The organism is Marinifilum sp., assembly GCF_965230805.1.
Classification (GTDB): Bacteria; Bacteroidota; Bacteroidia; order Bacteroidales; family Marinifilaceae; genus Marinifilum.
The window spans coordinates 2,442,260-2,467,902 of sequence record NZ_OZ246019.1 but is presented as its reverse complement, the minus strand read 5'-3'; the positions used below and the strand labels follow the sequence as shown (position 1 = coordinate 2,467,902).

The window sequence follows — 25,643 nt, the reverse complement described above, 5'->3', positions numbered from 1 at the left end:
ATGGTATTAACCAAAGTTGGCATAAAAATATTGACACAGTTTGAACTGATTCTGATTAAAAATTTTCTCAAATTCCCGAAGGAATATCGGGATATTTCGTGGGGATTTGAGGAAATTTATGCCAAAAGCAGTCAAACGTGTTGAAAAAATCACCTTCCTCCATTCTTTACTTTAAAAAATTTTGAAAATATCCTGATAATATTTCACACTTTTTAAAGCAAGTCTTGACTAAACCTGACTTTCTGTGGCTGATATTTGTAACCGAACTCGGGTTATTATAAGTTTGATCGACAGCAAATTTAAGGATTCAATTGCAGTTATCCAGATTGAGATGCAATGAATTTGAATTTTTCTAATGACAAATCCCAAAATCGTAACCCTGTTCCTTTAATTCATCTATTAGTCGAGTAAGCGTATAGCGCATGTTCCTCTCCGACTTTATGTGATTATGAAACAGCAAAATTGAACCGGGTCGTACCTTTTTCATCACATCCCGGTAGCATCTTTCCGGGCTAATGTCCTGTCTGTAATCTCCACTTAACACATCCCACATAATCACCTTATAATCCGCAGATAGGCACTTAAGCTGTGAGGATTTAATTAAGCCATAAGGAGGACGAAAGAGCTTTGAATCGATGTATTCCGAAGCCATAATTACATTTTCCACATACTTTGGAGTATTGTTGTGCCAAGCTTTTAAATGATTGTGGGTATGATTCCCAACTGCATGACCATCTTCTATAATGCTACGGAATAGTTCGGGGTATTTACGCACATTATCGCCCACGCAAAAGAAGGTTGCCTTTACTCTCTTTTTTTTTAGTAAATCCAAAGTCCACGGGGTTGATTCCGGAATGGGTCCATCATCAAAAGTCAGATAAACCCTTTTCTCATCTGCATTATACCTCCATACAAAGTCCGGAAATAACCTCTTAAGTATTCCCGGAGCTCTCAACCATCTTAGCCTCATCATCCTTTCTTATAATCGCCTAACAATCGTTTAAATTCAAATTCTATTTTCTCGTTCAAATCTGTTTGTTCGTAATGATCTGTAATTTGATACAGCTCTTGCATTAAATACAGGTTTCTTTTTTGCCAACGCGGAAATTCAGAGGTAGAAACAGGTTTTAAATTCGCATAGTAATTTAACTCTTTTACCAAACGTTTCGTAACTTCTTCAATTATCTGATTCGCCTTTTCATATTCAGCTGCACGATAATATGCTTTCGCAATCAAAACTCCCCAGTAATCTAAAGGAACTCTTTTGTTAGGAACGATTTCCATACATTTATCCAAAGTCATAACTGCTGAATCTCTCTTGCCCTTATCCATAAAGGATTCTGCCAGGCGAAGGTAATTATTACGCATACTCATTGTCATTCTTGAACAAGTTTCATCCAGATAAACATTAGGATCTTCAATATTTCCCCACTTGAATTTTTCCAGCAAATTGGTATACATTTTCGATACATTCACTCTTCCCACCTGACCATCTTCATTAATGGTCTCAATTGGTACCAATCGATATGCAAATCCTTCTAGCTGAAAATAGTTTTCCAAACCAAAATAACCACTCGAAGGAACTGTAATGGCAAAATACATTGGACGTTTCCAATTGTTTTCAACCAGCATATTGTACAAGGCTAAGCCCGATTTTTCAATGTGGTTTGCTTTTACTTCCCATTGCATTTGATCCACAATCAGGTCTGCATCCTTCTCGCTTACTGCACCAGTTTTCAAAATTTGTTTTTTATCTACTTCCATTCGGAATTTACTTGCAGGAAAATGATCAATTCTCTCATCGTAACCATATATAGTTTTGGTGCTCTTCTTGTCACTTAAAACGTAATCCAATGCTTCTTTAATATCCAAGCCATTGTTTTTTTCTACATAAGCTTTTAATCTTGGATCATCCACCAGATAAACAACATCTCTCTTACCTTCCAAGTATTTTTCTTTCGGCATGGATATTGGCAATGGAGCCGAATCGTAATTCTGCTGTTTCATTTGGTCGATATACCAATCGGTGGATAAATAACTCAAATTGCAAACGCGAACGTCAGTTCTTACTCCTTCAACTTCCTGTAAATACCAAAGTGGGAAAGTATCGTTGTCGCCCATGGTAAACAGAATGGCATTGGGTTCGCAGGAATTTAGATAATTATAAGCCATATCTCTTGCAAGATATCTTCCTGATCTGTCATGATCATCCCAGTTTTGTTGAGCCATTAGTACAGGAACAGCAGCACAACAAAGCACAAATACCAATGGAACCGCAATTTTCTCTGATTTTAAAACTCTTTTGCAAGCTTCCAAGACCGCTAAAAATCCTAAACCAATCCAAATGGCAAATGCATAAAACGATCCTGCGTAAGCATAATCTCTTTCACGTGGCTGCAAAGGAGGTTGATTCAGGTAAAGAACAATCGCCAATCCTGTAAAGACAAACAATAACATGATTACCCAAAAATCTTTCTGCCCTGTCTTGTTTTTTCTGTATTGATATAACAAGCCTGCAATTCCAAGCAAAAATGGCAAGAAATAGTACTTATTATTTCCCCTGTTATTTTTCATGTGATCGGGGCGTAAGGCCTGATCGCCCAGGCGCATATTATCGATAAATGGAATTCCAGATATCCAATTGCCTTCAACTACCCCACCATAGGATTGTTTATCAGATTGTCGTCCTACAAAATTCCACATGAAGTAACGCACATACATATAGTTTACCTGGTATGAAAAAAAGAATTTCAGGTTTTGTAAAAAGCTTGGTTTCTCTTTCTGATTGGGATCAACTCCTGTCCACTTTGCGTATTCAACAGGATTTTTGCCGCTCATGCCTTTGGTATGCATTCTTGGAAAAATAGATTTATGAGAGTCTTTAAAATTGGCTTTCTTTTTCTCGTAAGAAATCACATACTTTCCATCCTTTTTGATGTATACATTCTTATCCTTCACATATCTTTCATTCTGATCTAAAGGTGCATTAAAATACTGTCCGTAAATTAATGGGGTATCGCCATACTGCTCACGATTTAAATAGGATAAGAGGGTATGCAAATCTTCTGGATTGTTCTGATCTAAACTAGGATTTGCATTAGATCGAATCATGATTAAAGCATAAGACGAATATCCTATTAAAACTACAGTAAATGCCATTAATACAGTATTAGCAAGAATCTTTTGCTTATTAATGGTATAACGAATTCCCCAAACAATGGTGGCAATCACTACTAAAATGAATATGATTAAACCCGAATTAAATGGCAAGCCTATTACATTTACAAAGAACAAATCGAATAGAAAAGCCAGTTTTACAACTCCGGGAATAATTACATACATGGCTCCTCCAAGTAATAATACCGACAAGCCAAGAGCTTTTATAATTCCATTTCTTGTAGGAGTATAGTTCTTAAAATAATACACCATTACAATTGCGGGTATTGCTAAGAGGTTAAGCAGGTGAACTCCTATCGATAAACCCATAAGATATGCAATCAGGATGATCCAACGATTGGCATAAGCTTTTCCTGATTCGTTTTCCCATTTCAAGATACACCAGAATACAACTGCCGTAAATAATGAGGATGTTGCATACACCTCTCCTTCCACTGCCGAAAACCAAAAAGTATCCGAAAAAGTATAAGCCATTGCTCCAATAAATCCGGCAGCAATAGCTTTCCAAATTTGCATCTCGCTTGGCTCTTGACTATTGGAAATAAGCTTTTGAGCCAAATGCGTAATGGTCCAAAATAAAAAGAGAATGGTAAAAGCACTAAGCATCCCCGAAAGTGCATTGATCATGTGTGCCACATTCTCTGTTCCTCCGGCAAAAAGTGCAAAAAACCTTGCTAATACCATAAAAAAAGGAGCTCCCGGAGGATGTCCAATTTCCAATTTGTATGATGCAGTAATAAACTCCCCACAATCCCAAAAGCTTACGGTAGGCTCCAGGCTTAAAAAATAAACTATGGCTGCTATAGCAAAAGACAACCAACCAACAAGTACATTAATTTTTTGATATTTACTCATATCAGATAAAATAAGTGTGATACATAGTTTCGAAGATACTATTTTCCACAAAAGTATGGATTTGTATGATGTGAGAAAAGCTTAAAATAAAGGATAGATTGACAAAATACTACATTCATTGCTGCTGAAAATCTATCAATTATAGAATATCAAACTGGTATTACCGTCTCTTTTCTTGCTGTGTTTTCCTGTATGTCCTGCCATCTGCACTATTCAAGCTGGCATTGTTTCGCTATTTGTTGATAAGTGCACCAGTCTAATTGCCATCTGCGTCATTCTACCTGTCAGGGGAAAGGTATTTGTTGATATCTGCACCGTATTTGTTAATATGCGCTATTTCATCAGGAAGTAGGGAAACAATGGCTGGCAGAAGAGGCAGATGACAGGTCTCGTACAACAATTGGTAGGCCGGAGGCTAATGTTGGCAAGTGGAACGAGCACAACAGAAAGATATTTGAATTAAGCATACACCTAAGCGAGAGCATCAAACTGTTCGTCTTATTAAGCTGCTCTTGAACGCATGTTGATGAATGCGGATACGAAAAAAAATTGACCGATAAATTATCAATCTGCGGTTCTGAATCGGCGTTGCCCTATCGGTTTTACATTTTATTCAATAAAAATGACTGCCATTATAATGACAGTCATTCCAAATATTATTTTTTCTTTTTATTCGGTGTAAGATTTAAATAGAAGTTCGAACTTTTGTTGTGCTTTTTCTTTTAATTCGGTTTGTTTTCCCATTTCAGCCAGACCTAACAACATTTGAACCACTCTTATTTCTCTCTCCTGTTCGTTTCTAAAGCTTTTGGCTAAAACTGGCTGTAACGAGAAATAATAATCCAGTTTATCGTAAGACTGTTGTGCCATTTCCTCGAATAAAGCATTCCCCTTTTCAATTGCACCAGCTCTGTAGTATTCCTGTATAAATCCAATTAAACTGTTATCGTAAGGAATCTTGCTTGTTGGTAATTCTTCCATGCATTTATCCAATACTTTAACGGCTTTTTCTTTTTTGCCTTCATCGTTTAGTTGACTTGCCAAACGGCTGTAGTTAGAACGAAAACTCATGATATTAATCGTTAAAATATGAAATTGATCCACATAAACATCAGGTTCCTTGATGCGGCCAAACTCAAATTTATTAACGAAATTATTATACAGAATATCACTATTTATTCTTCCTATTTCCATTCCGTTCGATTCAGATTCTATTGGCACAAGACGATAAGCAGCACCTTCTAACTGAAAATAATTCTCTAATCCAAGAAAGCTGTTAAGCCCCATACCAACCGAGAAATAAATTGGACGCTCCCAATTGTTTTCAGCAATGATATCATATACCATAATATCATTTTTATATAGATAGTTTCTCGTTATCTTCCAATCCAATTTATTCTTGATTAAATGAGCATCCTCAGGTTGAACCGTTCCGTTGTTTACTACCTTGGCAGAATCAACAGGGATGTATACATTCCTTCCCGGAAAGTAATCAAGCATTCTTCCGGTTTGCATTTCCACTTTAGAAGCCTTATTGTCGCTTGCAACAAACTGAAGCATTTGTTGTAAGGATTCTTCACCTTTTAAACGTTCAAGTATTGGCACCTGATCACGCTTTCCAGGTTCAATTTTATCAGCTGTAATACTCATAGGAATCGGATCAGAATCATAAGCTTTGTTTCGCATCTGATTAATATACCAATCACCCGCCAAAAGGCTTAAATTCACAATTCTGATATCTCTTCGAATGCCTTCAACCTCCTGAGCATACCATAGCGGAAATGTATCGTTATCGCCATAAGTGAACAAAATGGCATTGGGTGCACAAGAGTTCAGGTAATTTTTAGCATAAGCCAAGGTTGCATAACGACCTGAACGATCATGATCATCCCAGTTTTGCTGTGCCATTAATCCTGGAACTGCAAGCAAACAAAATGCTGTAATTAATACGGCACTAAGCACCTCAGGCATTCTCTTCTTTAAAGCTTGATACAATCCCATTACGCCAAAACCAATCCATATTGCAAAAGCGTAAAACGAACCTGCATAGGCATAATCACGCTCACGTGGCTGATACGGATACTGATTCAAATAAACCACAATAGCCAATCCTGTAAAGAAGAACAACAACATTACTATTATGAAATCCTGCTTTCCTTTCTTCCCTGCCCTAAACTGATAAATCAGTCCTATTAAGCCCAATATAAATGGCAAGAAAAAGTAGGTATTGCGCGATTTCTTATTTTTTAATTCGGGATATAGTTTATCTTCGTTTCCTACTTTATTCCTATCGATAGCAGGAATACCAGAAACCCAATTGCCATGAAGAATTCCTCCATGTCCTTGAATATCATTCTGGCGCCCCACAAAGTTCCACATAAAATATCTCCAATACATCCATCCAACCTGGTATTTAAAGAAAAACTGTAGGTTAGATCCGAAACTTGGCTTGTAAGCTACTTCTCCGTTTCCTAATGCTATTGGATTATTTTTCTTTACTCCTCCCCAAGTTTCATATTCACGAACATGGTTATCGCGAGAGCTATACATACGGGGGAATAAAGTCTCAAAACGTGAATCGAACTCGTATTTTTGCTTGCGCGATGCAATTACATATTTGTTGTTTTTTTGAATGTAATTTGGCTTTGTTTCTATTAAGTCAACTGCTGGAGCATTATAATACTCTCCATAAATTAAAGGTCTGTCGCCATACTGTTCACGGTTCAAATAAGAAAGCAATGCGAACACGTTATCCGGATTATTCTCATCCATGGGTGGATTTGCCGTAGAACGAATCACAATCATTGCAAATGAAGAATAACCAATCACAATCACCATAAAGGCTGTTACAATGGTATTTAATACCACATAATTCTTCTTAACAGTGTAATTAATTGCCCAAATCACAAAAGAAATAAGTAAGGCAGAATACACCAGTACCCCCGATTTATATGGCAATCCAAAACCATTTACAAAAACAAGTTCGAACCAAGATGCTACTTTTACAACCCCTGGAATTATACCATACATGATAACGCCAAGTATAGCTACTGCAATTGCGATAGCTGTAATAATCCCATTACGGCTAGGCTCATATTTTTTGAAGTAATACACAAAAACAATTGCAGGAATCGCAAGTAAATTCAGCAAGTGAACACCAATCGACAATCCCATTAAATATGCAATTAGTATTATCCAACGATTAGCGTTTTTCTCATGAGCTACATCTTCCCATTTCAGGATTGCCCAAAAAACAATTGCTGTAAACAATGATGATAATGCATACACCTCGCCTTCGACCGCCGAGAACCAAAAAGTATCGGAAAAAGTATAAGCCAATGCTCCCACCATACCGGTTCCCATAATTGCAAACAGATTGCCTTTTGACAGTTCTTCAACATTGTCAACCAATTTTTTTGCAAGATGAGTGATGGTCCAGAACAAGAACAGAATTGTAAATGCCGATGCCAAAGCCGACATTACATTAACCATTAATGCAGCCTCGGAAGGACTTGGTGCAAAAAGGGCAAAAAATCGAGCAATAATCATGAACAGAGGTGCTCCTGGTGGATGACCAACCTCCAAACCATAGGCCGAAGTAATAAACTCTCCACAATCCCATAAACTGGTTGTTGGTTCAACAGTTAATAAATAGGTAATAGCTGCTATAAAAAAAGCTATCCAGCCTAACACATTATTAACCAATTTGTAATTAGATCTCATCTTGTGTGTATTTTTATTTTTGTATTGATTCTTAGCTGAAGAAACGGTTTAAATAATCTGAACGAAAATAGTCAAATTTCAGTGTTTCCATTGAATTCCGGCAGAATATTTTTATGATTTTGTTTGCACACAAAAAAAAATTACTACATTTGCAAAGTCTTTACGAAAAGACGCATTATGATTGACCCATGGTGTAATGGTAACACATCTGGTTTTGGTCCAGACGTTTAAGGTTCGAGTCCTTATGGGTCAACTTAAAAAGCTTCGAAATTAATATCGAAGCTTTTTTTGTATCTGGATTTATGTCTTATGAACTCTGAGTTAAATTCAGAGCTATTGATTTTTTTACTTCTCTGGCAGATATCTAAGATTATCAAACAGTACCACTTTTCTACTCTTCAAGACTTTTCGAACAATAGACAGTTTAAGCCTTAAACCATCTTTGTAAACCTAAAACTCCCGGCTATTCCTTGATCATCCAAACTTTCTCCTTCGATAGTGGTTTCGTTAATCATCATTCCTTCCCAGGAATCCAATTCATAGCTGATGTCGAAATCAGCATGGATGACATCATATTCCGTTGCTCTTATTTTGATTCGATTCTGATTAATCTCTCCCTCTATTTTTTCCTGAATCATAAAAGGCTCAGCGGAGTCAACATTCTCCGAAAAAATAATTTTACCAGATAATTTCTTCCCTTCCTGCACCAAAATCAATTCCCCCTGTGCTACTCCATAGCCATAATCCTCTTCGTAAATCCATTTTCCAGTTAAAGATTCAACTTTTTTTTCTTCCATTTCCAAACCTTTTTAAATTGACAATGAGAAGCATTCAACTTCTCAAACTTCCTAACGCAAAATACTGCGCAATATTTTTGTAATTTTCCACTTTGACGTATAAATATTTCCACTATATTTGCAGCGTCTTAGTCAAAAAATGACTGTATGGTATTGACCCATGGTGTAATGGTAACACATCTGGTTTTGGTCCAGACGTTTAAGGTTCGAGTCCTTATGGGTCAACTTAAAGCTTCCTATTTTGAGGAAGCTTTTTTCATTTTACCTGATCTCGAAAGCTGAATATTCCTTCACGCCAGCTTCGCAAATACTTATTCGATCAACTCTTGCCCAATCAGGTCCTTTTTTACACCATTCACAAAACAAATCAACAGCCATTTGATCACCTTCCGCTTCAGCATACACCGCTCCACTTACTTGGTTTTTAACAAAGCCATTAATACCAAAACACTGCGCTGCCTTTCGGGTATGATACCTAAACCCAACACCTTGTACTTTTCCATACACTGTAATCCTCACAGCTTTTTACTCATTGCATTTTGATTTTTTTGCAAGATAGAAAATAATTGCTGTTGGCTGTTAGCACACAATTAAATTACCTGAATTAGATTTCACTTTAAACTTTACACCTATTACTTTGAACTTGATTATTTTTACCCCATGATCCAATACAACGAACCACTATTCCGTCCGCCAAGCGAGGCATACTCATTTATATTACAGGTAACATTAGGATGTGCCTGGAACAAATGTGCTTTTTGCGAAATGTACAGCAGCAAACAATTTCGTGCTCGAAAAGAGGAAAATATTTTAGCAGATATCGATTCCATGCAGCCATATGCAAATCAGTATCGCAAGGTATTCTTAGCCGATGGAAATGCAATGGTACTTTCTTTCGACAAGCTTTCGCGGATTTTGGATCAATTGAATGAAAAATTTCCTCGCCTAAATCGTGTTTCGTCCTATGCTTTACCAAAAGATATTGAAGCAAAAACAGATACAGAGCTTCAGCAATTGGCCGCCAAAGGATTAAAACTTCTGTATGTTGGAATAGAATCGGGCGATGATGAATTGTTGGGCAGAATTAACAAATCGGAAAATTACGAAAGTACGGCCAAAGCTCTTAAAAGAGCTCGAGCAGCAGGAATCAAACTTTCGGTAATGATTCTAAACGGACTGGGTGGTAAAAACTACTCGCATCAGCACGCTATAAATTCGGCCAAAGTAGTTAACGAAATTCAACCTGAGTTTCTATCCACATTGGTTTTGAGCTATCCGTATGGCGAAGATCATTTTGCCAAAAAGTTTGATGGAGAATTTATTCCACTAAACACCCTAGAGCTGATTGCCGAAATGAAAGTATTCATCGAGAAGTTGGAACTGGAATCAACCATCTTCCGGAGCGACCATGCCTCCAACTATTTGGTGTTGCGAGGTAATTTCCCCCGCGACAAGCAGGAAATGCTCAACAGAATTAATGTGGTTTTGGATGATCCTGCCAATGCAAAGTTGCGTGAGGAGTGGATGAGGGGATTGTAGATAAATCGCAAGCTTAAATGAAAGAAAAAAATCAGCATGAAAAGAACTTAATCGGCCTAGAAGCTCTTCAACAATCTTTTAAAGCACTTCATTTAAGAATCTACTTCGTAATAATGATTATTCTTTTATAAATTCATTTGTGAATATATTAGATTCATCATTGGAGCTGATGGAATTTTATTGGAAAGTACGCTATACGCAGTTGGAAAGAGCCTTGTAATTTTTGATCAAAATAAATTCGACTGTATCGATGTTTTTTGTAGAAAAGTATCGAGTATTGAAATCCAATCTATAGATATTTGATCTTATTCTAAAAAAACTTTTTTCACACCCAACTCCCCAAAGTTGGAATTTTTCTTTTCCCTATTCATTAAAGACATGGAATGCCATGTCCCTATGGTGTAAGCAATAAAAACAAGCTCCCACCACCCATCTGCAGCCTATTTTCTAATTTTGTTGCCCTCATTCCTGTTGTTGACAAACTACTTCCTCTCATCTGCAAGCTTCTAGCTGTCTTTGGAATCATATGAGCAGGCAAATGCAAGCTTGCTCATGGCAGAAGTTCTGTACTAGCTGCCAAGTGCATTGCGGTTATTAACAAATACCGTGCGGTTATTAACAAATACTGTGCAGATGGCAGGTCGAACGATGCAGATGGCGGGTCGAACGGTGCACTTATTAACACGAACGGTGCATTTATTAACACGAACGATGCAGATGGCAGGTAGAACGATACAGATGACAGGTAGAACGCTGCACTTATTAACAAATACCCAAACATTAACAGGTCGAACGTTAACGCTAACGAGTCGAAAAAGAAAAATGACATCCTAGCCGATATTTTTACCTTATTGGACTAGAGAAAAAGGGCAATTTATCCCCAATTTACGGGGTAATATCCTTAAAATTACCTGCCAAAATCAAGTCGAAACTTCTGCTAATCAACGCTTAATGATCCACCCTCTATCTTTTTAACATATCTTAGGTTGATTCTTGCAGAATAATTACTACTTTGCCCCTCTATTTTTAAGAACATATTAAAAAGTACGGTAAAATATATCAATCACCCTAATTTCAAAAAAATGAAACAAGTAAAAGGATTCAAAATGCCCTACTCTGAGTTAGGACAACGCGGAGATAGAGTAAAAGCAGTAGTTAATCGTGATGTTAACGAATTTGTAAAGTTCGGATATGACGAAACCATCCCTACTAAAGTGGAGGAAAAAACAAAACAGTTTAAAGACATTTTGCCCGACATGTATTGGGAAGGTCAAAAAACTTTAAAAACCAATGCAAAGGACGAATGTCGCAGTACTTTGGTTGGATTGTTGGGCGAAATTGCTTTTAAGTCGAAATTGGCTTTAGGAAGTGGTAGCAAAGAATATGCAACCTTCCGTTTTAGTGGAGTAGACAGAAAAACTGATAGCGAATTGGTGGCCTACGCGAAGCACGTTTGCCAGACTGCCGATTTCTTTACAGATCAGTTGAACACTCGCAATGTAACAACCGAATTAATTACACAAACCATTGATGCAACCATGGCTTTGGATGATGCCATTGATGCCCAAGCCGAAGCAATATCGGTTCGTGAACAGAAAAGTGTTGAGCGCCTTGCAATTGGTAATGAGCTTTACGAATTAATTGTTGAGCTTTGCGAAGTTGGAAAAAGAATCTGGGAACACGAAAACGAAGCTTTTTACAACGACTATGTGCTGTATGCTTCGAGCAAATCGACAACACAAACCGAAGAAACCGAAGATGTAGTTGAAGAAACTACGAATGAAAAATAGAATGTAGTATAATATTGATATATTTGCCGTAGCGAATCCCAAGATTGTTTGGGGTTCGCTTTTTTTTAGAAACTCTTGAAAATACGAAGTGTTGAATGGCCGAAGTGAACTGTTATGCCAGTTTTATAATGAAGCGAACATTATTAAACATACATAGTAATGATTATTTTGATCTTGTGACTTCCAGCTGACAAATGGAAAATAATTATACCCACATCCTTAATTTGTGGGTGCCAAACAAAACAGATATCGTTTGCTCAACATGATTTAGAAGCTCGAAAAGAAATAATATCATTTAATCAGTTCACCAAAAACAAAAATTTTTAATGCTTTATTTCATGTTGTATATTTATTAACGTGAGTTCGAGGTCAAATTCGTTCACAGTTTGATCTGATTTTGAGTAGAAATTTTCTCAAATTTTCGAAGGAATATCGGGATATTTCAAAAAGATTTGAGGAAATTTATGCCTAAAGCAGGCAAACACATAATGGAAAGTTCTCTTTACGACATCTTCACATTAAAAATTTCTCAAAATAGCTCGCTATTCTTTCCAAATTTTTAATGTAAATCTATCCCAAATATAACTTCCTGTGGATAGAATTTTACGTCGAACTCACGTTTATTTGAATCATTTTAAATAGATATACAATATGAAGTTTCTAAATACAATTGCCCTGCTATTGGTAACATTCTCCTTTGCCCTAGCACAGAAAGTACCCGCAGTTTACAGCAATATTGGTTCTGATGAAAATGGCGTTTTTCTGCAAATAGATGATAGAAAAATTTATGCAGAAAAAGCTAACGATTTATTTCGATTTGAAGATTTATATTCGGCTGCTACAGGAACCACAGAAGGAATAAGCTTCAACTTTAAATTTCCCGAACTGAGCGGAACATTATACTTTGGCTTTATCAATTACAAGGATGGCAAGCATCCGCAACCTGTATTTTTTAAAGAGAGCTCGCCTATATACAATGGAATTAGCAACATCCCTGTAAAAAAATCTTTATCGGGCAAGTACGATATGATTCATTGGGAAAAAACCGGGCAAGGTGTTATTGCTTATCGAATTGTAACAGATAAAGGCAATATGCTTTACGATGGAAGAGTTGCTTTCTCTTATACAGATGGTATGTTTAAAGTTGAACCTACTATTGTCGAAGGGCCGTTTATTAATCAATTATCGCCTAAGGGAGCCATAATTTCTTTTACTACATCTAACGAGATTGAAGGAAAAATCATTATTGATGGAAAAACCTACAAAAACAAAAAGCCAGGCAAACATCATGAAATTAAAATTGATGATTTACAAGCTGCAACAAAATACAAATACACTGTATCTGTAGGTGATTTTGATTTTGACTTCAGTTTTGAAACAGCTCCGCAGGCAGGAAGCAGAACTGCTTTTAGCTTTGCCTATGCAAGTGATTCTCGTGCCGGCAAAGGTGGTGGCGAACGTAGCATTTTTGGAGCCAATGCATATATCATGAAGAAAATTGCTGCTTTGGCTAGTGCCGAAAAAATTAAATTCATGCAATTTACCGGCGACTTAATTGACGGTTACGACACTAGCCATGAGCGAATGAACCTTCAATATGCAAATTGGAAACATGCCGTTGAGCCGTGGTGGCATTACATTCCTTTTGTTCCTGGTTTTGGTAATCACGAAACCTACAACTATGTTTTTAAGGATACCCAAACCGGTAATGTTTATTTAATCGATCACTTTCCCTTTACAGATGATTCGAGTGAATCGCTTTTTCAGGATAATTTTGTTTTGCCCGAAAATGGTCTGGTTAGCGAAGATAATTCTAAATACGACCCTAATCCTGAATCAATTGATTTTCCTTCCTACAAAGAAAATGTTTATTGGTATGCCTACGATAATGTTGCAATTGTTGCATTAAATTCAAACTACTTTTATGCTCCTCACGGACTCACCACAACTAGCGGAAATACTCATGCTTTTATCATGGATAATCAACTAAAATGGCTACAACAGACTTTAAAAAAGTTAGAGAAGAATAAAGATATCGACCATGTTTTTATCACCATTCACACTCCGTTTTTCCCTAATGGTGGTCATGTTAAAGATGACATGTGGTACAATGGCAATAATGATTACAGGGCTTTTGTAAGTGGGAATGCATACGAAAAAGGAATCATTCAACGTAGAGACCAGCTTTTAGACCTGATTGTAAACAAGAGCAAAAAAACAGTTGCCATTTTAAGCGGAGACGAACACAATTACAACCTGCTTACCATTACCAACAAAATGGAAAGGTATCCTACAGATTATGAATTTAAGAAGCTTAAATTGTCTCGAACTTTCTACCAAATCAATAATGGTGCTGCCGGAGCTCCATATTATGCACAGGAAAAAACTCCATGGTCGGATCATGTTCGAAACTTCTCAACACAAAACGCCCTTGTTCTTATCGATATTAATGGTGAAAAAATAGAAGTAAGAGTTAAAAATCCGGATACTTTAGAATTAATCGACGAATACATGCTTAGAGAATGATATGCGTTTTACCCTCATCATACTACTATCAGTAGTCTTTGCATTGCCCGTATGTGCACAACGCATTGATTCGATTGCTTATGCATCTTCGCCACTTTTCGAGAGCGAAGAGGTTTTCGAAATAGTATTGAAAGGAGATGTAAGAAAACTATTTAAGGATCGAAGGGATAAACCAAAATATCATTCCTTTATACTATCATATGAGTTACAGGATGAGCGGTATTCCTTACCTGTTCGGTTAAAAACACGGGGACATTTTCGAAAAAAGCGAGAGAATTGTTACACTCCTCCTTTACTCCTAAATTTTGACAAATTACCGAATTTGGCTAAGACGATTTTTATAGGACAAAACAAGTTAAAACTAGTTACAAGCTGCATTCATGAGAAATATGTTTTACGTGAGTATTTGGCCTATAAAATTTATCAATTGATCACACCCAAGAGTTTTTGCGTGAGACTGGTAAAAGTAACTTTTGAGGACACAAGCAGAAATAAGGTTATAACTGCCAAGTACGGGATTATACTTGAGGATCAGAATAAATTGGCTACCCGAAACAATTCATCCATACGCAAACAATTGGAACTAAATCCTGAATTAATTGAAAAGGACGAATTCCTTAAGATGTCGGTTTTTCAATACTTGATCGGAAACACCGATTGGTCCATACAGTATCTCCATAATATTAAAATTATTAATGATAACGAGGATTCATCACTTTATGCTGTCCCTTACGATTTCGACATGTCGGGCATTGTAAACACTCCTTATGCATTACCTGCAGAGGCTCTCCTGTTAAAATCGGTTAGAGACAGAAGATACAGAGGCTATTGCATTGAAGACATGGGTGATTTTGAGTCGACTTTCAAAACCTTTAATGTTTTAAAAGAAGACATTTACGCCATTTACGAGAACAATTCATTAATTGACAAAACCTACCAAAAAAGAACACTTAAATACTTGGATAAATTCTATGAAACCATTTGGGATGAAAAAATAAGCAGAAGTGAATTTCAGTATCCTTGCAAACCTAATGGAACTGGAAATATTATTATTAAAGGCTTGAAAAAACTTAAAATTAAGAGCAAGCAAAATTCCGACTAATAGTTAAAATCAATTTCTTACGAGTTTACCAAGGCTCTGACTAATGCAATTGCATAACTTGCCGTAATCTTTTTTAATCTGCTTCGAATACACCATCTGATTAACATGAAGTTCTTCTTGGCTTTTAATCGATTCCAATCTCTGGAATTCATCGATTGAATCATTTTTGTGGTAAAATCAACAAGCACAAAATCTTCGTCAACCGATAAAGCAGTTCTTATAATTTCTTGAATAGTTTCATTCAGGCTTAAAACTTCTTTTTGAAGAAAACATTTATCCTGAAATATAATCTACATAATTGCTTGAGCCAATAATAACTCATCAATTTCCAGTGTATTTATGAAAATAACAATAATTTTTTTGTGATTATTTTTTGGATAGTTAAATAATTTCCATAAATTCGAATTGACTATTTAAATATGCTAACTTATAAAACAACAAACATGATCACCCGCATTCAAAAGAAACAAAAACGACTCCGATTCCATTCTCACCATCCATTATTACAAAAAATGAGGAAATAAGCATCAAATTAAATCCTAAAGTATCTTACTATCTGTTTTTCAATTTTTTAAGCCCTGCAATTAATTTGTGTCGACCGACTTAATCAATGCTGAAATTTTACAGAATGTAGATAAAATTGAATTTAGATTTGAACAAGACTTGTTCAGCACCCTATTGCAATTGTCTTAAGTACTATAGGTGTCTTTATTTTTATTACTTGATTTTTCTAACTATTGCAGTAATGATATTAAAATATAAAATTAACATACTTTTGTTCTATTTCATATTATTGCTTCTATAATAATCATTATTTACACAGTAAAATATTGACTTAATAAACACATTCGCATCATCTATTATTTGCAACAATAAACACAGAATACGATAACTAATGCGTTAGCCGAAAAGCGTATAGAGTAGGCATTAATAAATTAAATTATTCAAAATGAAAAAAACATTATTTTTTGTAGCGACCATCATGACAATTCTTTGTGCAAGCTATACTAGCTCGCATGCTCAAATTCCAGAAGCATTTACGTTCAGTGATGCTTATGGCCATTGGGAAAATCCATGGAACACCGTAGACTATTCTGAGGCACCTGCTATTTTAGAAGGCAGAGGAGCATTGCTTTTAGATGCTTATAATTTAACAGAACTGAGAGGATTTGAGATACTCTTTTTGGATTATTATGAAGGAGAGCTTCATTACAGATTTTATGATTCTAGAAACAGAGTGATTTTTGAAGATGGAGACTATATTTCAGGGGATTATTACATAAGTAACTTACCTGATACTATTAGGACAATAGCGAGAATAGAGTTTTACTTTGAGAATCGTGATTTGACTGTTATTGAGGAAATTCTATTTTATGCCAATTAGATATATCTTAAAATAGCCAAATTCTAAATATCACAAATATGCTGGCGAACCTCAATAATTTTTGGGGTTCGCTTTTATTATTACAGTTAGTTCGATTAAAGATGTTGCCAAGTTTCAAGCTTGGTTGAGTACATTACTTGATTACCATGTATTTTTTTTTGTCTTTTAATCGATTCCAATCTCTGGAGTTCATCGATTGAATCATTTTTGTGGTAAGATCAACAACCACAAAATCTTCGTCAACCGCATAGAACAATTCTTTTAATTTCTTGAATAGTTTCATCGCCAAAAGTTTAACTGTTTTACTTCCATAAAATTAATAGGAATACGATTGCTTTTCAAGTCGACATTGCACGAATTAACCATTACGTAATATGAATTTATGAATGCGTTGTTTCAATTATTCGTTGCGTAATTTTCACAAAAAAAAGATAGAATTAAAGTAGATGTTTTTTTTATTAAGGAGTATCTTTTTCATTCGAGAAGGCCCACCAATGGTAATTTGATAAATATACTTGCCACGAAAAAAGAATCTTTTAAAATAAGTGTACTCATGCTTACCCACCATTTGAGTATACTGTATCTCTTTACCTAGCATTTTTTGATAGGCTACTGAACTTTCTCCAATCAAAATGGTTCCTCTGGAAACCAAACTCCCTTCTTTCATTTCCTGATAATATGCCGAAGGATCAGAATAAGTAAAATCCAAACCAAGCTTTGACAAATCGGAGGCTACCAATCCAAAAACGGTAATTGCATCTTTAAAACTAAAAACCTCTGTCGAAATACCATTTAGCATTTTATTCTGAATAAAGGGTTGATCAGGAATTGAGAAACTGATTTTTGATTTCTCGGAGGTAATTTTCTCCCATTCTGTTTGAGCCTTTGCACTTGTTAAACATACAAAAGCAAGAATATAAATAATTAAGGCTTTCTTCATAGCTTACTTTATTTCCGGTAATTCTATTCCTTTAATCTTTCTATACAAACCAAGAGCAAAAACATCAGTCATTCCCGACACAAAGTCCAAAACCGACATTACTTTCTTATAGTCGCTTTCTCCTGATACATCATATTGCTCGGGTATCAATGATAATAGGTTTTTGGAGTAGAAATTCTCAGGTTCCATTACAGCTGTAACGAACTCCTCCAACAAGGTTCCCAAAATTTTATACCCAGCCAATTCAATCTCAATAACCGATCGGTGCCGATAAATTCTTTTTACAGCTGCATCTGAACAAGTTTTGTATGCTTGTTTGCAGGTAGGTTCAACTCTTTTTATTAATGAACCTTTAAATGTTCCATTTAAAATTGCATTATAATTACTCAAGAAAACTTCGACGCATTCTCCAACTAATTTACCAATTACACTAGCTCTAATAAATGCAATTTGCTCATTGGTATCAGTAACCTCCCGGCAAGTATCCTCTATCCTTTCAATAGTTGAGCTGTCCCTTTCAGAGTCATAAAAATTCAGAAGCAGCTCCTTGGTTTCTGCTGTACTAAGAATATTTAATTTGTGTGCATCTTCAATATCCATTATTTGGTAACAAATATCATCGGCCGCCTCAACCAAATATACCAATGGAAAGCGTGCATAAACCTCATTACTTAGCTCGGGTATTCCGAGCTCCTTGGCAATTTTTATGTAACCCTTCTTTTCTGTTTGAAAAAATCCATATTTCGGCTTTTTGGGATCGGGTATTGCGGGAGAATCCCAAGGATACTTTACAATTGAAGCAATGGTTGAATAAGTAAGCGCATAACCACCTTTTCTCCTCCCCTTAAATGCATGCGTTAACAATCGTAAGGCATTGGCATTTCCTTCAAAATTGATTAAATCACTCCATTCCTCTTTGCTAAACTTACTTTTGAGTTTCTGCCCTTTGCCAGTTTCAAAATAATGCGACAAGGCCTTTTCGCCAGAATGACCAAATGGTGGGTTTCCCAGATCATGCGCCAAACAAGCCGCTGCCACTATGCTACCAATTTCTCGAATACCTGAATCAGGATGTACTTGCTTTTTGGCAATTAATTTTTCTGCCAATAAATTTCCTAGCGATCTTCCAACACTCGACACCTCCAAACTGTGCGTTAATCTGTTATGAACAAATATGCTTCCCGGCAAAGGAAAAACTTGTGTTTTATTTTGAAGTCGACGAAATGGCGATGAAAAAATCAACCTGTCGTAATCTCTCTGAAATTGTGTTCTAATATCAGCTCCTGCTGATGAGTATTTATCTTCTTGCCCGAATCTTTTTGTTGAAAGTAATTTTATCCAATCCATAATGTAGATTTAAAGCACCTAAATTACATTAAAAATACAAGCTACCCGATCTGTTTAGCATTTATTAACTATATCAGTAATCGGGTAAAAGCATATCCCTCCAAAATTGTACGATTACGTACAATATTTGTAATACCATCGTACACACCTTTCTGAATAAATTAGTAGTTGTAAATTTCATTCTGCTGATTTACTGGTAGTTTTATTCAGTGGCACGAGTATTGAAAATGAGCATACCATTGGGGTGAAGGTTTTCTATTATATTATTATGCTATTTGATTTCGACATCATCAGTTTATAACACAGGTTTGTCGATAATTATGTGCGTTGGTCTAATTTTATTTCAGATCAAACCACATAAGTTTATTATTGTGTACAGATTATTTTAACACATCAATATTATGATCCGATTACAAAATATCCATAAATCGTACATTACCGGAACCAACAAGTTGCACGTACTAAAGGGTATCGATTTGCATATTAAGGAAGGTGAATTGTTATCAATTATGGGATCTTCCGGTTCTGGAAAGTCGACATTGTTAAACATTCTCGGGCTCTTAGACAATCATGACAAAGGTGTTTATGTACTGAATAACGAAGAAATTAAATCGATGAGCGAGACAAAAGCTGCTAAACTTCGCAATAACTTGTTGGGTTTTGTCTTTCAATCATTTAATCTAATTTCTTTTAAAAACGCCATGGAAAATGTGGCATTACCCTTATACTATCAGAAAGTATCAAGAAAAAAAAGAAACAATCTTGCATTGGAATATCTTGATAAAATGGGTTTAAAGGAATGGGCACATCATATGCCAAATGAACTTTCGGGTGGACAAAAACAAAGAGTTGCCATTGCCAGAGCTATGATTACTCAGCCAAAAATTATTCTGGCTGATGAGCCTACCGGTGCTCTTGATTCAACAACTTCGATTGAAGTAATGGAGCTTTTAAAAGAGATTAACCAATCAGGAATAACTGTAATTATTGTTACTCACGAAAACGACATTGCCCACATGACAGATCGAATCATCAATCTTAAAGATGGTGTTATTGAATCAATCGTGGAGAATAACCTAATTAACAACACAGAATCGGTTAAAATTCCTCATCAGGAATAAAAAAAACTAATATCAAGCTATGTTTGACAGAGATAAGTGGCAAGAAATATTTAGTACCATTCAGAAAAATAAAACCAGAACAATTTTAACGGGATTTTCGGTAGCAACCGGAATTTTTATGTTGATATTTCTACTGGGAGCTGGTAGAGGGTTGCGCAATGGTATGACATCTGTATTTGCCGAAGATGCCAAAAACAGTATGCAAATATATGGTGGACGAACCACAAAAGCATACAAAGGTACACCTGAAGGCAAATACATACAAATGGTTAATGATGATTTCTTGAATCTTAAGAAATCAATTCAGAAAATAGATGCCATTTCGGCCATGTCCTATATTCCAGGTGCGGAAATCATCTCCTATAAGAACAATTTTGGAAATTTTAATGTTTCTCCGGTTCACGATACTTACAAAAAAATCAAAAATTTCGAAATAATTAGAGGAAGATTTCTTAACCAGAACGATTTGGATGAGCATAGAAAAGTTGTTGCCATTCAGGATGAAGTGAAGAAGGTTTTGTTCCCTAACGAAACGGCGATTAACAAATTCATTAACATCAACAAAATAAAATTTAAAGTGGTAGGTGTTTTTCACCAACAAAGTTTTGATGACAACTCGAGAGAAATTTATATTCCGATTACCGTAGCACAGAAAATATTCAACAATAATGACCACATTCGAAGAATCTCATTTACGCTTGATAACGTATCTGTAGAGGAAAGCAAAAATATCGAAACGCAGATTACCTATAAATTGGCTGACAGACACAATTTTAGCAAAGAAGATAGAAATGCGCTTTGGATTCAAAATAATATTGAAAACTCTCAAACTTTTGCGGGTTTGTTCAGTGCTATAGAAATGTTTGTTTGGATAATAGGAATATTCACTATAGTGTTAGGAGTAATTGGAGTTTTCAATATCATGATGATTGTGGTTAGAGAGCGAACAAAAGAAATTGGCATCCGGAAAGCAATTGGTGCATCGCCTCAATCGGTTGTAGGATTAATATTAATGGAGGCAATATTTATTACCGCTGCTTCCGGATATATTGGATTAATTGCTGGTGTAGGGCTGTTGGAGGCCATCAATCAATTTAATGTTATCGAAAAAGTTTATCCTCCGGCAGCAATATATTTTCTTAACCCACAGGTTGATCTTGGAATTGCTGTAGGCGCAACGGTTGTTTTAGTAATTACTGGTGCTTTGGCAGGTTTCTTTCCTGCTCGAAAAGCAGCAGCTATTAGACCTATTGAAGCTTTAAGAGACGAATAATTAGATTTTTAAACGACATTACAATGTTCGATCTAGATAAATGGCATGAAATTACTGCCGCATTGAAAAAGAATAAACTACGTACCATCCTAACAGGTTTGGGGGTAATGTTTGGTATTCTTATTTTGGTAACACTGTTAGGTATTGGCAGAGGATTTCAAAATAATATCGAATCATCATTAGGTAATTTCGCAACCAATTCAACCGTATTTTGGGTAGAAAGAACAACAAAAGCTTTTAAAGGCTTACCAAGAAACAGACGATATCATTTTACCAATGATGACTTGATAGCTCTGAAGAAAAATATTCCGGAATTGGAACACATTGCTCCTGATATTAATGGCTGGAGCGGCGGTGCAACTCACAATACATTCCGAAAGGATAAGAAAGGAAATTTTAGAATTAAGGGCACTTCACCAGAAATGAACAAGGTAAATCCTGTTGAAGTTATTAATGGTAGATTTATCAATGAAAATGATTTAAAAGAATTCCGTAAGGTAATTACCATTGGCCCCCGTGTTAAAGAGTTAATGTTTGAGGAGGATGAAGATCCTATTGGACAATACCTAAAGGTAAATGGTATATTTTTCAAAATCGTTGGCGAGATAAAACCTTTAAGCAATAATATGGGTAATCGTGATGACATTATTCAACTGCCCTACACTACCCTTCAGCAACTATATAATTACGGAGATAAATTCTATGTATTTCTTGCTACTGCAAGAGTTGGAGAATCAGTAGCTGAATTGGAAGATAAAATATTTGAGGTGCTTGCTCGTCTTCACTCTATTCACCCTGAAGACACACAAGCCATCGGACATTTTAATATTGCCAAATTATTCAACAAGATTTTTGGCTTGTTCAATAGTATCGGGTTCCTATTTTGGGTGATTGGATTTGGAGTTCTCATTACAGGAGTTATTGGTGTTAGTAATATTATGCACGTAGTTGTAAAAGAAAGAACGAAAGAGCTTGGGATAAAACGTGCAATTGGAGCTAAGCCTTCATTGGTTGTGGGTCAAATCATTAACGAATCGGTGTTCCTTACCTCCTTTGCAGGATTTTGGGGTTTAGTTTTTGGGGTAATTATTGTGGAGTTAATTGGCAAAGCAACCGAAGGAGATCCAAATCCACAAATATTAAATCCATACGTTGATATTAATGTTGCATTTATTGCACTTGGCGTTCTTGTATTCTTTGGTGTTCTTGCCGGATTATTGCCAGCTCAAAGAGCCATTAGAATTAAACCCGTTGATGCATTAAGGTTTGAATAATAAGTCATAAATCTGAAAATAATACTAGTCATGAAAAAAGTTCTTAGAATTGTTCTCGTGGTATTCTTCATTGCACTTTTTGCAGGAACCATAGTTTTCCTATATAAAAAGTCGCAAAACAAACCTGAAGTTTATCATATTAAATCACCTGAAGTTACCGACATTGTCAAAAAAACAATTGCCACAGGTTCGGTTGTACCAAGAAAAGAAATTGAAATCAAGCCACAGGGGGTTTCGGGTATCATCGAAAAATTATATGTTGAAGCTGGTGAAATGCTGAAAAAAGGCGATCCAATTGCTAAAATTAAGATCATCCCAGACATGATTAACCTAAACAGTGCCGAATCTAGGGTAAATGTTGCTAAAATTAACTACGAAGATGCAGAGATTAATTTCAATCGAGATAAAGCTTTATATGACAAGAAGGTAATTTCCGAATCTGACTTTCAGAAAACACAATTGGCTTATCGCAATTCTCGTGAAGAACTTCAGTCGGCAAAAGATAACCTACAATTGATAAAAGAAGGTGTTACAAAGAGCTCTGCGAATGCCACAAACACAATCATTCGTTCAACCATTGAGGGTATGATTTTGGATATTCCAATTAAAGAAGGTAACTCAGTAATTCAATCAAACACTTTTAATGATGGTACAACTGTTGCAATTGTTGCAGATATGGGAGAAATGATTTTCCAAGGTAAAGTTGATGAAACGGAAGTTGGCCGAATTAACCAGGGAATGAACTTACAACTAACAATTGGTGCAATTGAAGATGTTAAGTTTGATGCAGAACTCGAATATATATCTCCAAAAGGTGTTGAAGAAAATGGTGCAATCCAATTTGAAATTAAGGCTTCGGTTGAGCTTAACGACAAGTACTTCATCCGCTCAGGCTATAGCGCAAACGCCGAAATCGTTCTTGAAAAAAGAGAAAAAGTGTTAGCTGTAAACGAAAGTTTGCTTGAGTTTGAAAACGACTCAACTTTCGTTGAAGTAGAAACTTCTCCTCAGGAATTTGAAAGAAGATTCATTAAAACTGGTCTATCAGATGGCATAAATATAGAGGTATTAGAAGGAATCACTAAAGATGAGAAGTTAAAAGGTGAGAAGAAGAAAAAATCGGATATGATTAAGGAAGATAAGAAAAAAGAAAAAAAGAAAGACTAAGCTAACTTTGTTATAAGTGAATTTATACTCATATTTATCATATCCAAAAAAGTTTTTATAATTGCTTTTTCCCTTTAACGGATTATAAAACAAACACAAATGAAGAAATTAATATTACCGCTTATCGCACTTGCATTCTCCTTCTCTTTTGCTAATGCTCAAGAAAAATGGAGTTTAGAGAAATGCATCAACTATGCGAAAGAACACAATATCGATCTGCAACTTCGCAAGTTAGATGCTGAAATGCAGTCTAACAATACCAAGCAATCAAAACTCGACCTCCTCCCAAGCCTGAATGGTAGTACCAGCTATAACTTTAGCTATGGACGTACCTTGAGTGCCGACAACACTTATGCGGATAACAACACTCAAAGTGGATCCATAGGCTTATCAGCTGATTTAACACTATTTAATGGCTTTCAGAAATTCAATTCAATTAAGCAAAACAAATTGGATTTGAAAGCCAACCTTCAAGATGTTGAAAAAGCAAAAGAAGACTTGGCCTTAAACATCACATCTTCTTATTTGAGCATCCTTTTTAACAAAGAATTGCTGCAAGTTGCACAGGAGAAGTTAAAAGTAACCAAATTGCAAATTAAAAGAACAGAAGCTTTGGTGGAAGCAGGAACACTTCCAAAAGGAACTTTAATGGAACAAAACGCCCAGGCTGCAAGAGAAAATCTTGAAGTGGTTAACGCATCAAATAATTTAACTTTAACCTTATTGGAACTGGCACAATTGTTAGATCTTGAAAATCCTTCAGAATTTGATATTAGCGTTCCTGAACTACCTGTTTTAAATGCAACTCGTTCTATGGTAGACCCCGAATCGGTATTTATTAATGCATTAGAATTCAGGCCTGAGATGAAGGCAGCCAGATATAGGTTAGAAAGCTCAGAACAAGGACTTGTAATTGCAAAAGGCCAACGATCTCCTTCTTTGTCAATGTCAGGATATTGGGGATCGAGTTATTCTAAAGATTTTCCGGAAGTAGGACTTCTAAGAAATAATGCGGGCATTCCCATACTTGATGATACTGGAAGAACACAAACAATTTTGATTCGTGAAGAAATGAAACTGAGTGATCAGTTATCTAATCGTGAAAATAAAGCCTTTGGTTTTAGTCTACGTATTCCAATTTTTAATGGTAGCATTGTTAATCGAAACATTGCAAATGCTAAGATTAATATCAACCGTTATAAGTTGAATATGGAAAATTCGAAAAATGTATTGAGAAAAGAAATTCAGCAAGCTCATGCAAATGCAAAAGCTGCTATGAACAAATATTTCTCAAGTAAAACTGCCGTTTCATCAACCGAAGAAGCATTCCGTTATACCGAGGAAAAGTTCAACTTAGGTTTGGTTAATTCAGTAGACTACAATCAAGAAAAAAATAATCTGTTTCAAGCAAAATCCGATCTCTTACAAGCAAAATACGAATACATTTTCAGAACAAAGATTCTTGACTTTTACAATGGCATCGAAATAAAATTATAATCAAGTTTACACATAACAACTCGAAACTCCCGGCTATAATTCCAGTTTTATTAGTCGGGGGTTTTACTTTTAAAACGGTACTACATAAAAATTAAAATTGAATTAATACAATCACAATATCATGCAAGCCT

At 35.7% G+C, this 25,643-nt stretch carries 18 protein-coding genes and 2 tRNA genes; 12 read left to right on the top strand and 8 right to left on the bottom strand.

The features are described 5' to 3' along the window. Nucleotides 1-352: 352 nt before the first annotated feature. The 3 genes from ACO05S_RS09840 to ACO05S_RS09830 form a co-directional block, all read right to left on the bottom strand. A complete protein-coding gene (locus tag ACO05S_RS09840; protein WP_421917840.1) occupies nucleotides 353-970 on the bottom strand; it encodes a polysaccharide deacetylase family protein in 618 nt (205 codons plus the stop codon). Further along, complete coding sequence (locus tag ACO05S_RS09835; RefSeq protein WP_421917839.1) at nucleotides 970-4,032, bottom strand: protein O-mannosyl-transferase family; 3,063 nt, start codon at nucleotides 4,030-4,032, stop codon at nucleotides 970-972. Before ACO05S_RS09835 ends, ACO05S_RS09840 begins: the two co-directional genes overlap by 1 nt. A 669-nt stretch (nucleotides 4,033-4,701) precedes the next feature. Next, nucleotides 4,702-7,755, bottom strand: coding sequence for a DUF2723 domain-containing protein (locus ACO05S_RS09830; RefSeq protein ID WP_421917838.1), 3,054 nt, complete (start codon nucleotides 7,753-7,755; stop codon nucleotides 4,702-4,704). Between the two features lie 182 nt (nucleotides 7,756-7,937). Between ACO05S_RS09830 and ACO05S_RS09825 the strand changes: the two genes are divergently transcribed. Next, a tRNA-Gln gene (locus ACO05S_RS09825) sits at nucleotides 7,938-8,008 on the top strand. 178 nt (nucleotides 8,009-8,186) lie between these two features. Here ACO05S_RS09825 and ACO05S_RS09820 read toward each other — a convergent pair. Next, on the bottom strand, nucleotides 8,187-8,552 hold the full coding sequence (locus tag ACO05S_RS09820) for a hypothetical protein (RefSeq protein WP_421917837.1): 366 nt from the start codon (nucleotides 8,550-8,552) through the stop codon (nucleotides 8,187-8,189). 154 nt (nucleotides 8,553-8,706) lie between these two features. Between ACO05S_RS09820 and ACO05S_RS09815 the strand changes: the two genes are divergently transcribed. After that, nucleotides 8,707-8,777 (top strand) — tRNA-Gln (locus ACO05S_RS09815). A gap of 36 nt (nucleotides 8,778-8,813) precedes the next feature. On the opposite strand, the gene ACO05S_RS09810 is transcribed toward ACO05S_RS09815, so the two are convergent. Continuing rightward, the gene (locus tag ACO05S_RS09810) at nucleotides 8,814-9,071 is read right to left on the bottom strand and encodes an acylphosphatase (protein ID WP_421917836.1); all 258 of its coding nucleotides are present in this window, start codon (nucleotides 9,069-9,071) and stop codon (nucleotides 8,814-8,816) included. Nucleotides 9,072-9,212: 141 nt separating this feature from the next. Between ACO05S_RS09810 and ACO05S_RS09805 the strand changes: the two genes are divergently transcribed. The 5 genes from ACO05S_RS09805 to ACO05S_RS09785 all read left to right on the top strand — a co-directional run bounded on the left by ACO05S_RS09805 (nucleotide 9,213) and on the right by ACO05S_RS09785 (nucleotide 16,893). After that, complete coding sequence (locus tag ACO05S_RS09805; RefSeq protein WP_421917835.1) at nucleotides 9,213-10,091, top strand: radical SAM protein; 879 nt, start codon at nucleotides 9,213-9,215, stop codon at nucleotides 10,089-10,091. A 1,082-nt stretch (nucleotides 10,092-11,173) separates the two neighbouring features. Then, complete coding sequence (locus tag ACO05S_RS09800; RefSeq protein ID WP_421917834.1) at nucleotides 11,174-11,881, top strand: hypothetical protein; 708 nt, start codon at nucleotides 11,174-11,176, stop codon at nucleotides 11,879-11,881. A 651-nt stretch (nucleotides 11,882-12,532) separates the two neighbouring features. After that, nucleotides 12,533-14,407 carry a metallophosphoesterase family protein gene (locus ACO05S_RS09795; RefSeq protein ID WP_421917833.1) on the top strand — a complete coding sequence of 625 codons (1,875 nt, stop codon included), beginning with the start codon at nucleotides 12,533-12,535 and terminating at the stop codon, nucleotides 14,405-14,407. Nucleotide 14,408: 1 nt separating this feature from the next. After that, a complete protein-coding gene (locus ACO05S_RS09790) occupies nucleotides 14,409-15,509 on the top strand; it encodes a hypothetical protein (protein ID WP_421917832.1) in 1,101 nt (366 codons plus the stop codon). Nucleotides 15,510-16,458: 949 nt separating this feature from the next. Continuing rightward, a complete protein-coding gene (locus ACO05S_RS09785) occupies nucleotides 16,459-16,893 on the top strand; it encodes a hypothetical protein (protein WP_421917831.1) in 435 nt (144 codons plus the stop codon). A gap of 133 nt (nucleotides 16,894-17,026) precedes the next feature. On the opposite strand, the gene ACO05S_RS09780 is transcribed toward ACO05S_RS09785, so the two are convergent. The 3 genes from ACO05S_RS09780 to ACO05S_RS09770 all read right to left on the bottom strand — a co-directional run bounded on the left by ACO05S_RS09780 (nucleotide 17,027) and on the right by ACO05S_RS09770 (nucleotide 19,180). Beyond that, nucleotides 17,027-17,176: a hypothetical protein gene (locus ACO05S_RS09780; protein ID WP_421917830.1), complete on the bottom strand. Its 150-nt coding sequence runs from the start codon at nucleotides 17,174-17,176 to the stop codon at nucleotides 17,027-17,029. A gap of 135 nt (nucleotides 17,177-17,311) precedes the next feature. Next, entirely contained in the window at nucleotides 17,312-17,833 is a 522-nt protein-coding gene (locus ACO05S_RS09775) for a hypothetical protein (protein ID WP_421917829.1), read from the bottom strand. Between the two features lie 3 nt (nucleotides 17,834-17,836). Further along, nucleotides 17,837-19,180: a deoxyguanosinetriphosphate triphosphohydrolase gene (locus ACO05S_RS09770; protein ID WP_421917828.1), complete on the bottom strand. Its 1,344-nt coding sequence runs from the start codon at nucleotides 19,178-19,180 to the stop codon at nucleotides 17,837-17,839. 401 nt (nucleotides 19,181-19,581) lie between these two features. Between ACO05S_RS09770 and ACO05S_RS09765 the strand changes: the two genes are divergently transcribed. The 5 genes from ACO05S_RS09765 (at nucleotide 19,582) to ACO05S_RS09745 (ending at nucleotide 25,512) form a co-directional block, all read left to right on the top strand. Continuing rightward, complete coding sequence (locus tag ACO05S_RS09765; protein ID WP_421917827.1) at nucleotides 19,582-20,301, top strand: ABC transporter ATP-binding protein; 720 nt, start codon at nucleotides 19,582-19,584, stop codon at nucleotides 20,299-20,301. A gap of 19 nt (nucleotides 20,302-20,320) precedes the next feature. After that, nucleotides 20,321-21,574, top strand: coding sequence for an ABC transporter permease (locus ACO05S_RS09760; RefSeq protein ID WP_421917826.1), 1,254 nt, complete (start codon nucleotides 20,321-20,323; stop codon nucleotides 21,572-21,574). A 23-nt stretch (nucleotides 21,575-21,597) separates the two neighbouring features. Further along, nucleotides 21,598-22,848 (top strand): ABC transporter permease, encoded by a 1,251-nt coding sequence (locus ACO05S_RS09755; RefSeq protein WP_421917825.1) that lies wholly within the window; start codon nucleotides 21,598-21,600, stop codon nucleotides 22,846-22,848. 30 nt (nucleotides 22,849-22,878) lie between these two features. Then, nucleotides 22,879-24,015, top strand: coding sequence for an efflux RND transporter periplasmic adaptor subunit (locus ACO05S_RS09750; protein WP_421917824.1), 1,137 nt, complete (start codon nucleotides 22,879-22,881; stop codon nucleotides 24,013-24,015). 99 nt (nucleotides 24,016-24,114) lie between these two features. Beyond that, the gene (locus ACO05S_RS09745; protein ID WP_421917823.1) at nucleotides 24,115-25,512 is read left to right on the top strand and encodes a TolC family protein; all 1,398 of its coding nucleotides are present in this window, start codon (nucleotides 24,115-24,117) and stop codon (nucleotides 25,510-25,512) included. The last annotated feature ends 131 nt before the right edge of the window (nucleotides 25,513-25,643 follow it).

Bases quoted from the DNA above. Each gene is read 5' to 3' on its own strand.
- ACO05S_RS09840 (WP_421917840.1), bottom strand. From the start codon at position 970: ATGAGGCTAAGATGGTTGAGAGCTCCGGGAATACTTAAGAGGTTATTT.
- ACO05S_RS09835 (WP_421917839.1), bottom strand. From the start codon at position 4,032: ATGAGTAAATATCAAAAAATTAATGTACTTGTTGGTTGGTTGTCTTTT.
- ACO05S_RS09830 (WP_421917838.1), bottom strand. From the start codon at position 7,755: ATGAGATCTAATTACAAATTGGTTAATAATGTGTTAGGCTGGATAGCT.
- ACO05S_RS09820 (WP_421917837.1), bottom strand. From the start codon at position 8,552: ATGGAAGAAAAAAAAGTTGAATCTTTAACTGGAAAATGGATTTACGAA.
- ACO05S_RS09805 (WP_421917835.1), top strand. From the start codon at position 9,213: ATGATCCAATACAACGAACCACTATTCCGTCCGCCAAGCGAGGCATAC.
- ACO05S_RS09800 (WP_421917834.1), top strand. From the start codon at position 11,174: ATGAAACAAGTAAAAGGATTCAAAATGCCCTACTCTGAGTTAGGACAA.
- ACO05S_RS09795 (WP_421917833.1), top strand. From the start codon at position 12,533: ATGAAGTTTCTAAATACAATTGCCCTGCTATTGGTAACATTCTCCTTT.
- ACO05S_RS09790 (WP_421917832.1), top strand. From the start codon at position 14,409: ATGCGTTTTACCCTCATCATACTACTATCAGTAGTCTTTGCATTGCCC.
- ACO05S_RS09785 (WP_421917831.1), top strand. From the start codon at position 16,459: ATGAAAAAAACATTATTTTTTGTAGCGACCATCATGACAATTCTTTGT.
- ACO05S_RS09780 (WP_421917830.1), bottom strand. From the start codon at position 17,176: ATGAAACTATTCAAGAAATTAAAAGAATTGTTCTATGCGGTTGACGAA.
- ACO05S_RS09775 (WP_421917829.1), bottom strand. From the start codon at position 17,833: ATGAAGAAAGCCTTAATTATTTATATTCTTGCTTTTGTATGTTTAACA.
- ACO05S_RS09770 (WP_421917828.1), bottom strand. From the start codon at position 19,180: ATGGATTGGATAAAATTACTTTCAACAAAAAGATTCGGGCAAGAAGAT.
- ACO05S_RS09765 (WP_421917827.1), top strand. From the start codon at position 19,582: ATGATCCGATTACAAAATATCCATAAATCGTACATTACCGGAACCAAC.
- ACO05S_RS09760 (WP_421917826.1), top strand. From the start codon at position 20,321: ATGTTTGACAGAGATAAGTGGCAAGAAATATTTAGTACCATTCAGAAA.
- ACO05S_RS09755 (WP_421917825.1), top strand. From the start codon at position 21,598: ATGTTCGATCTAGATAAATGGCATGAAATTACTGCCGCATTGAAAAAG.
- ACO05S_RS09750 (WP_421917824.1), top strand. From the start codon at position 22,879: ATGAAAAAAGTTCTTAGAATTGTTCTCGTGGTATTCTTCATTGCACTT.
- ACO05S_RS09745 (WP_421917823.1), top strand. From the start codon at position 24,115: ATGAAGAAATTAATATTACCGCTTATCGCACTTGCATTCTCCTTCTCT.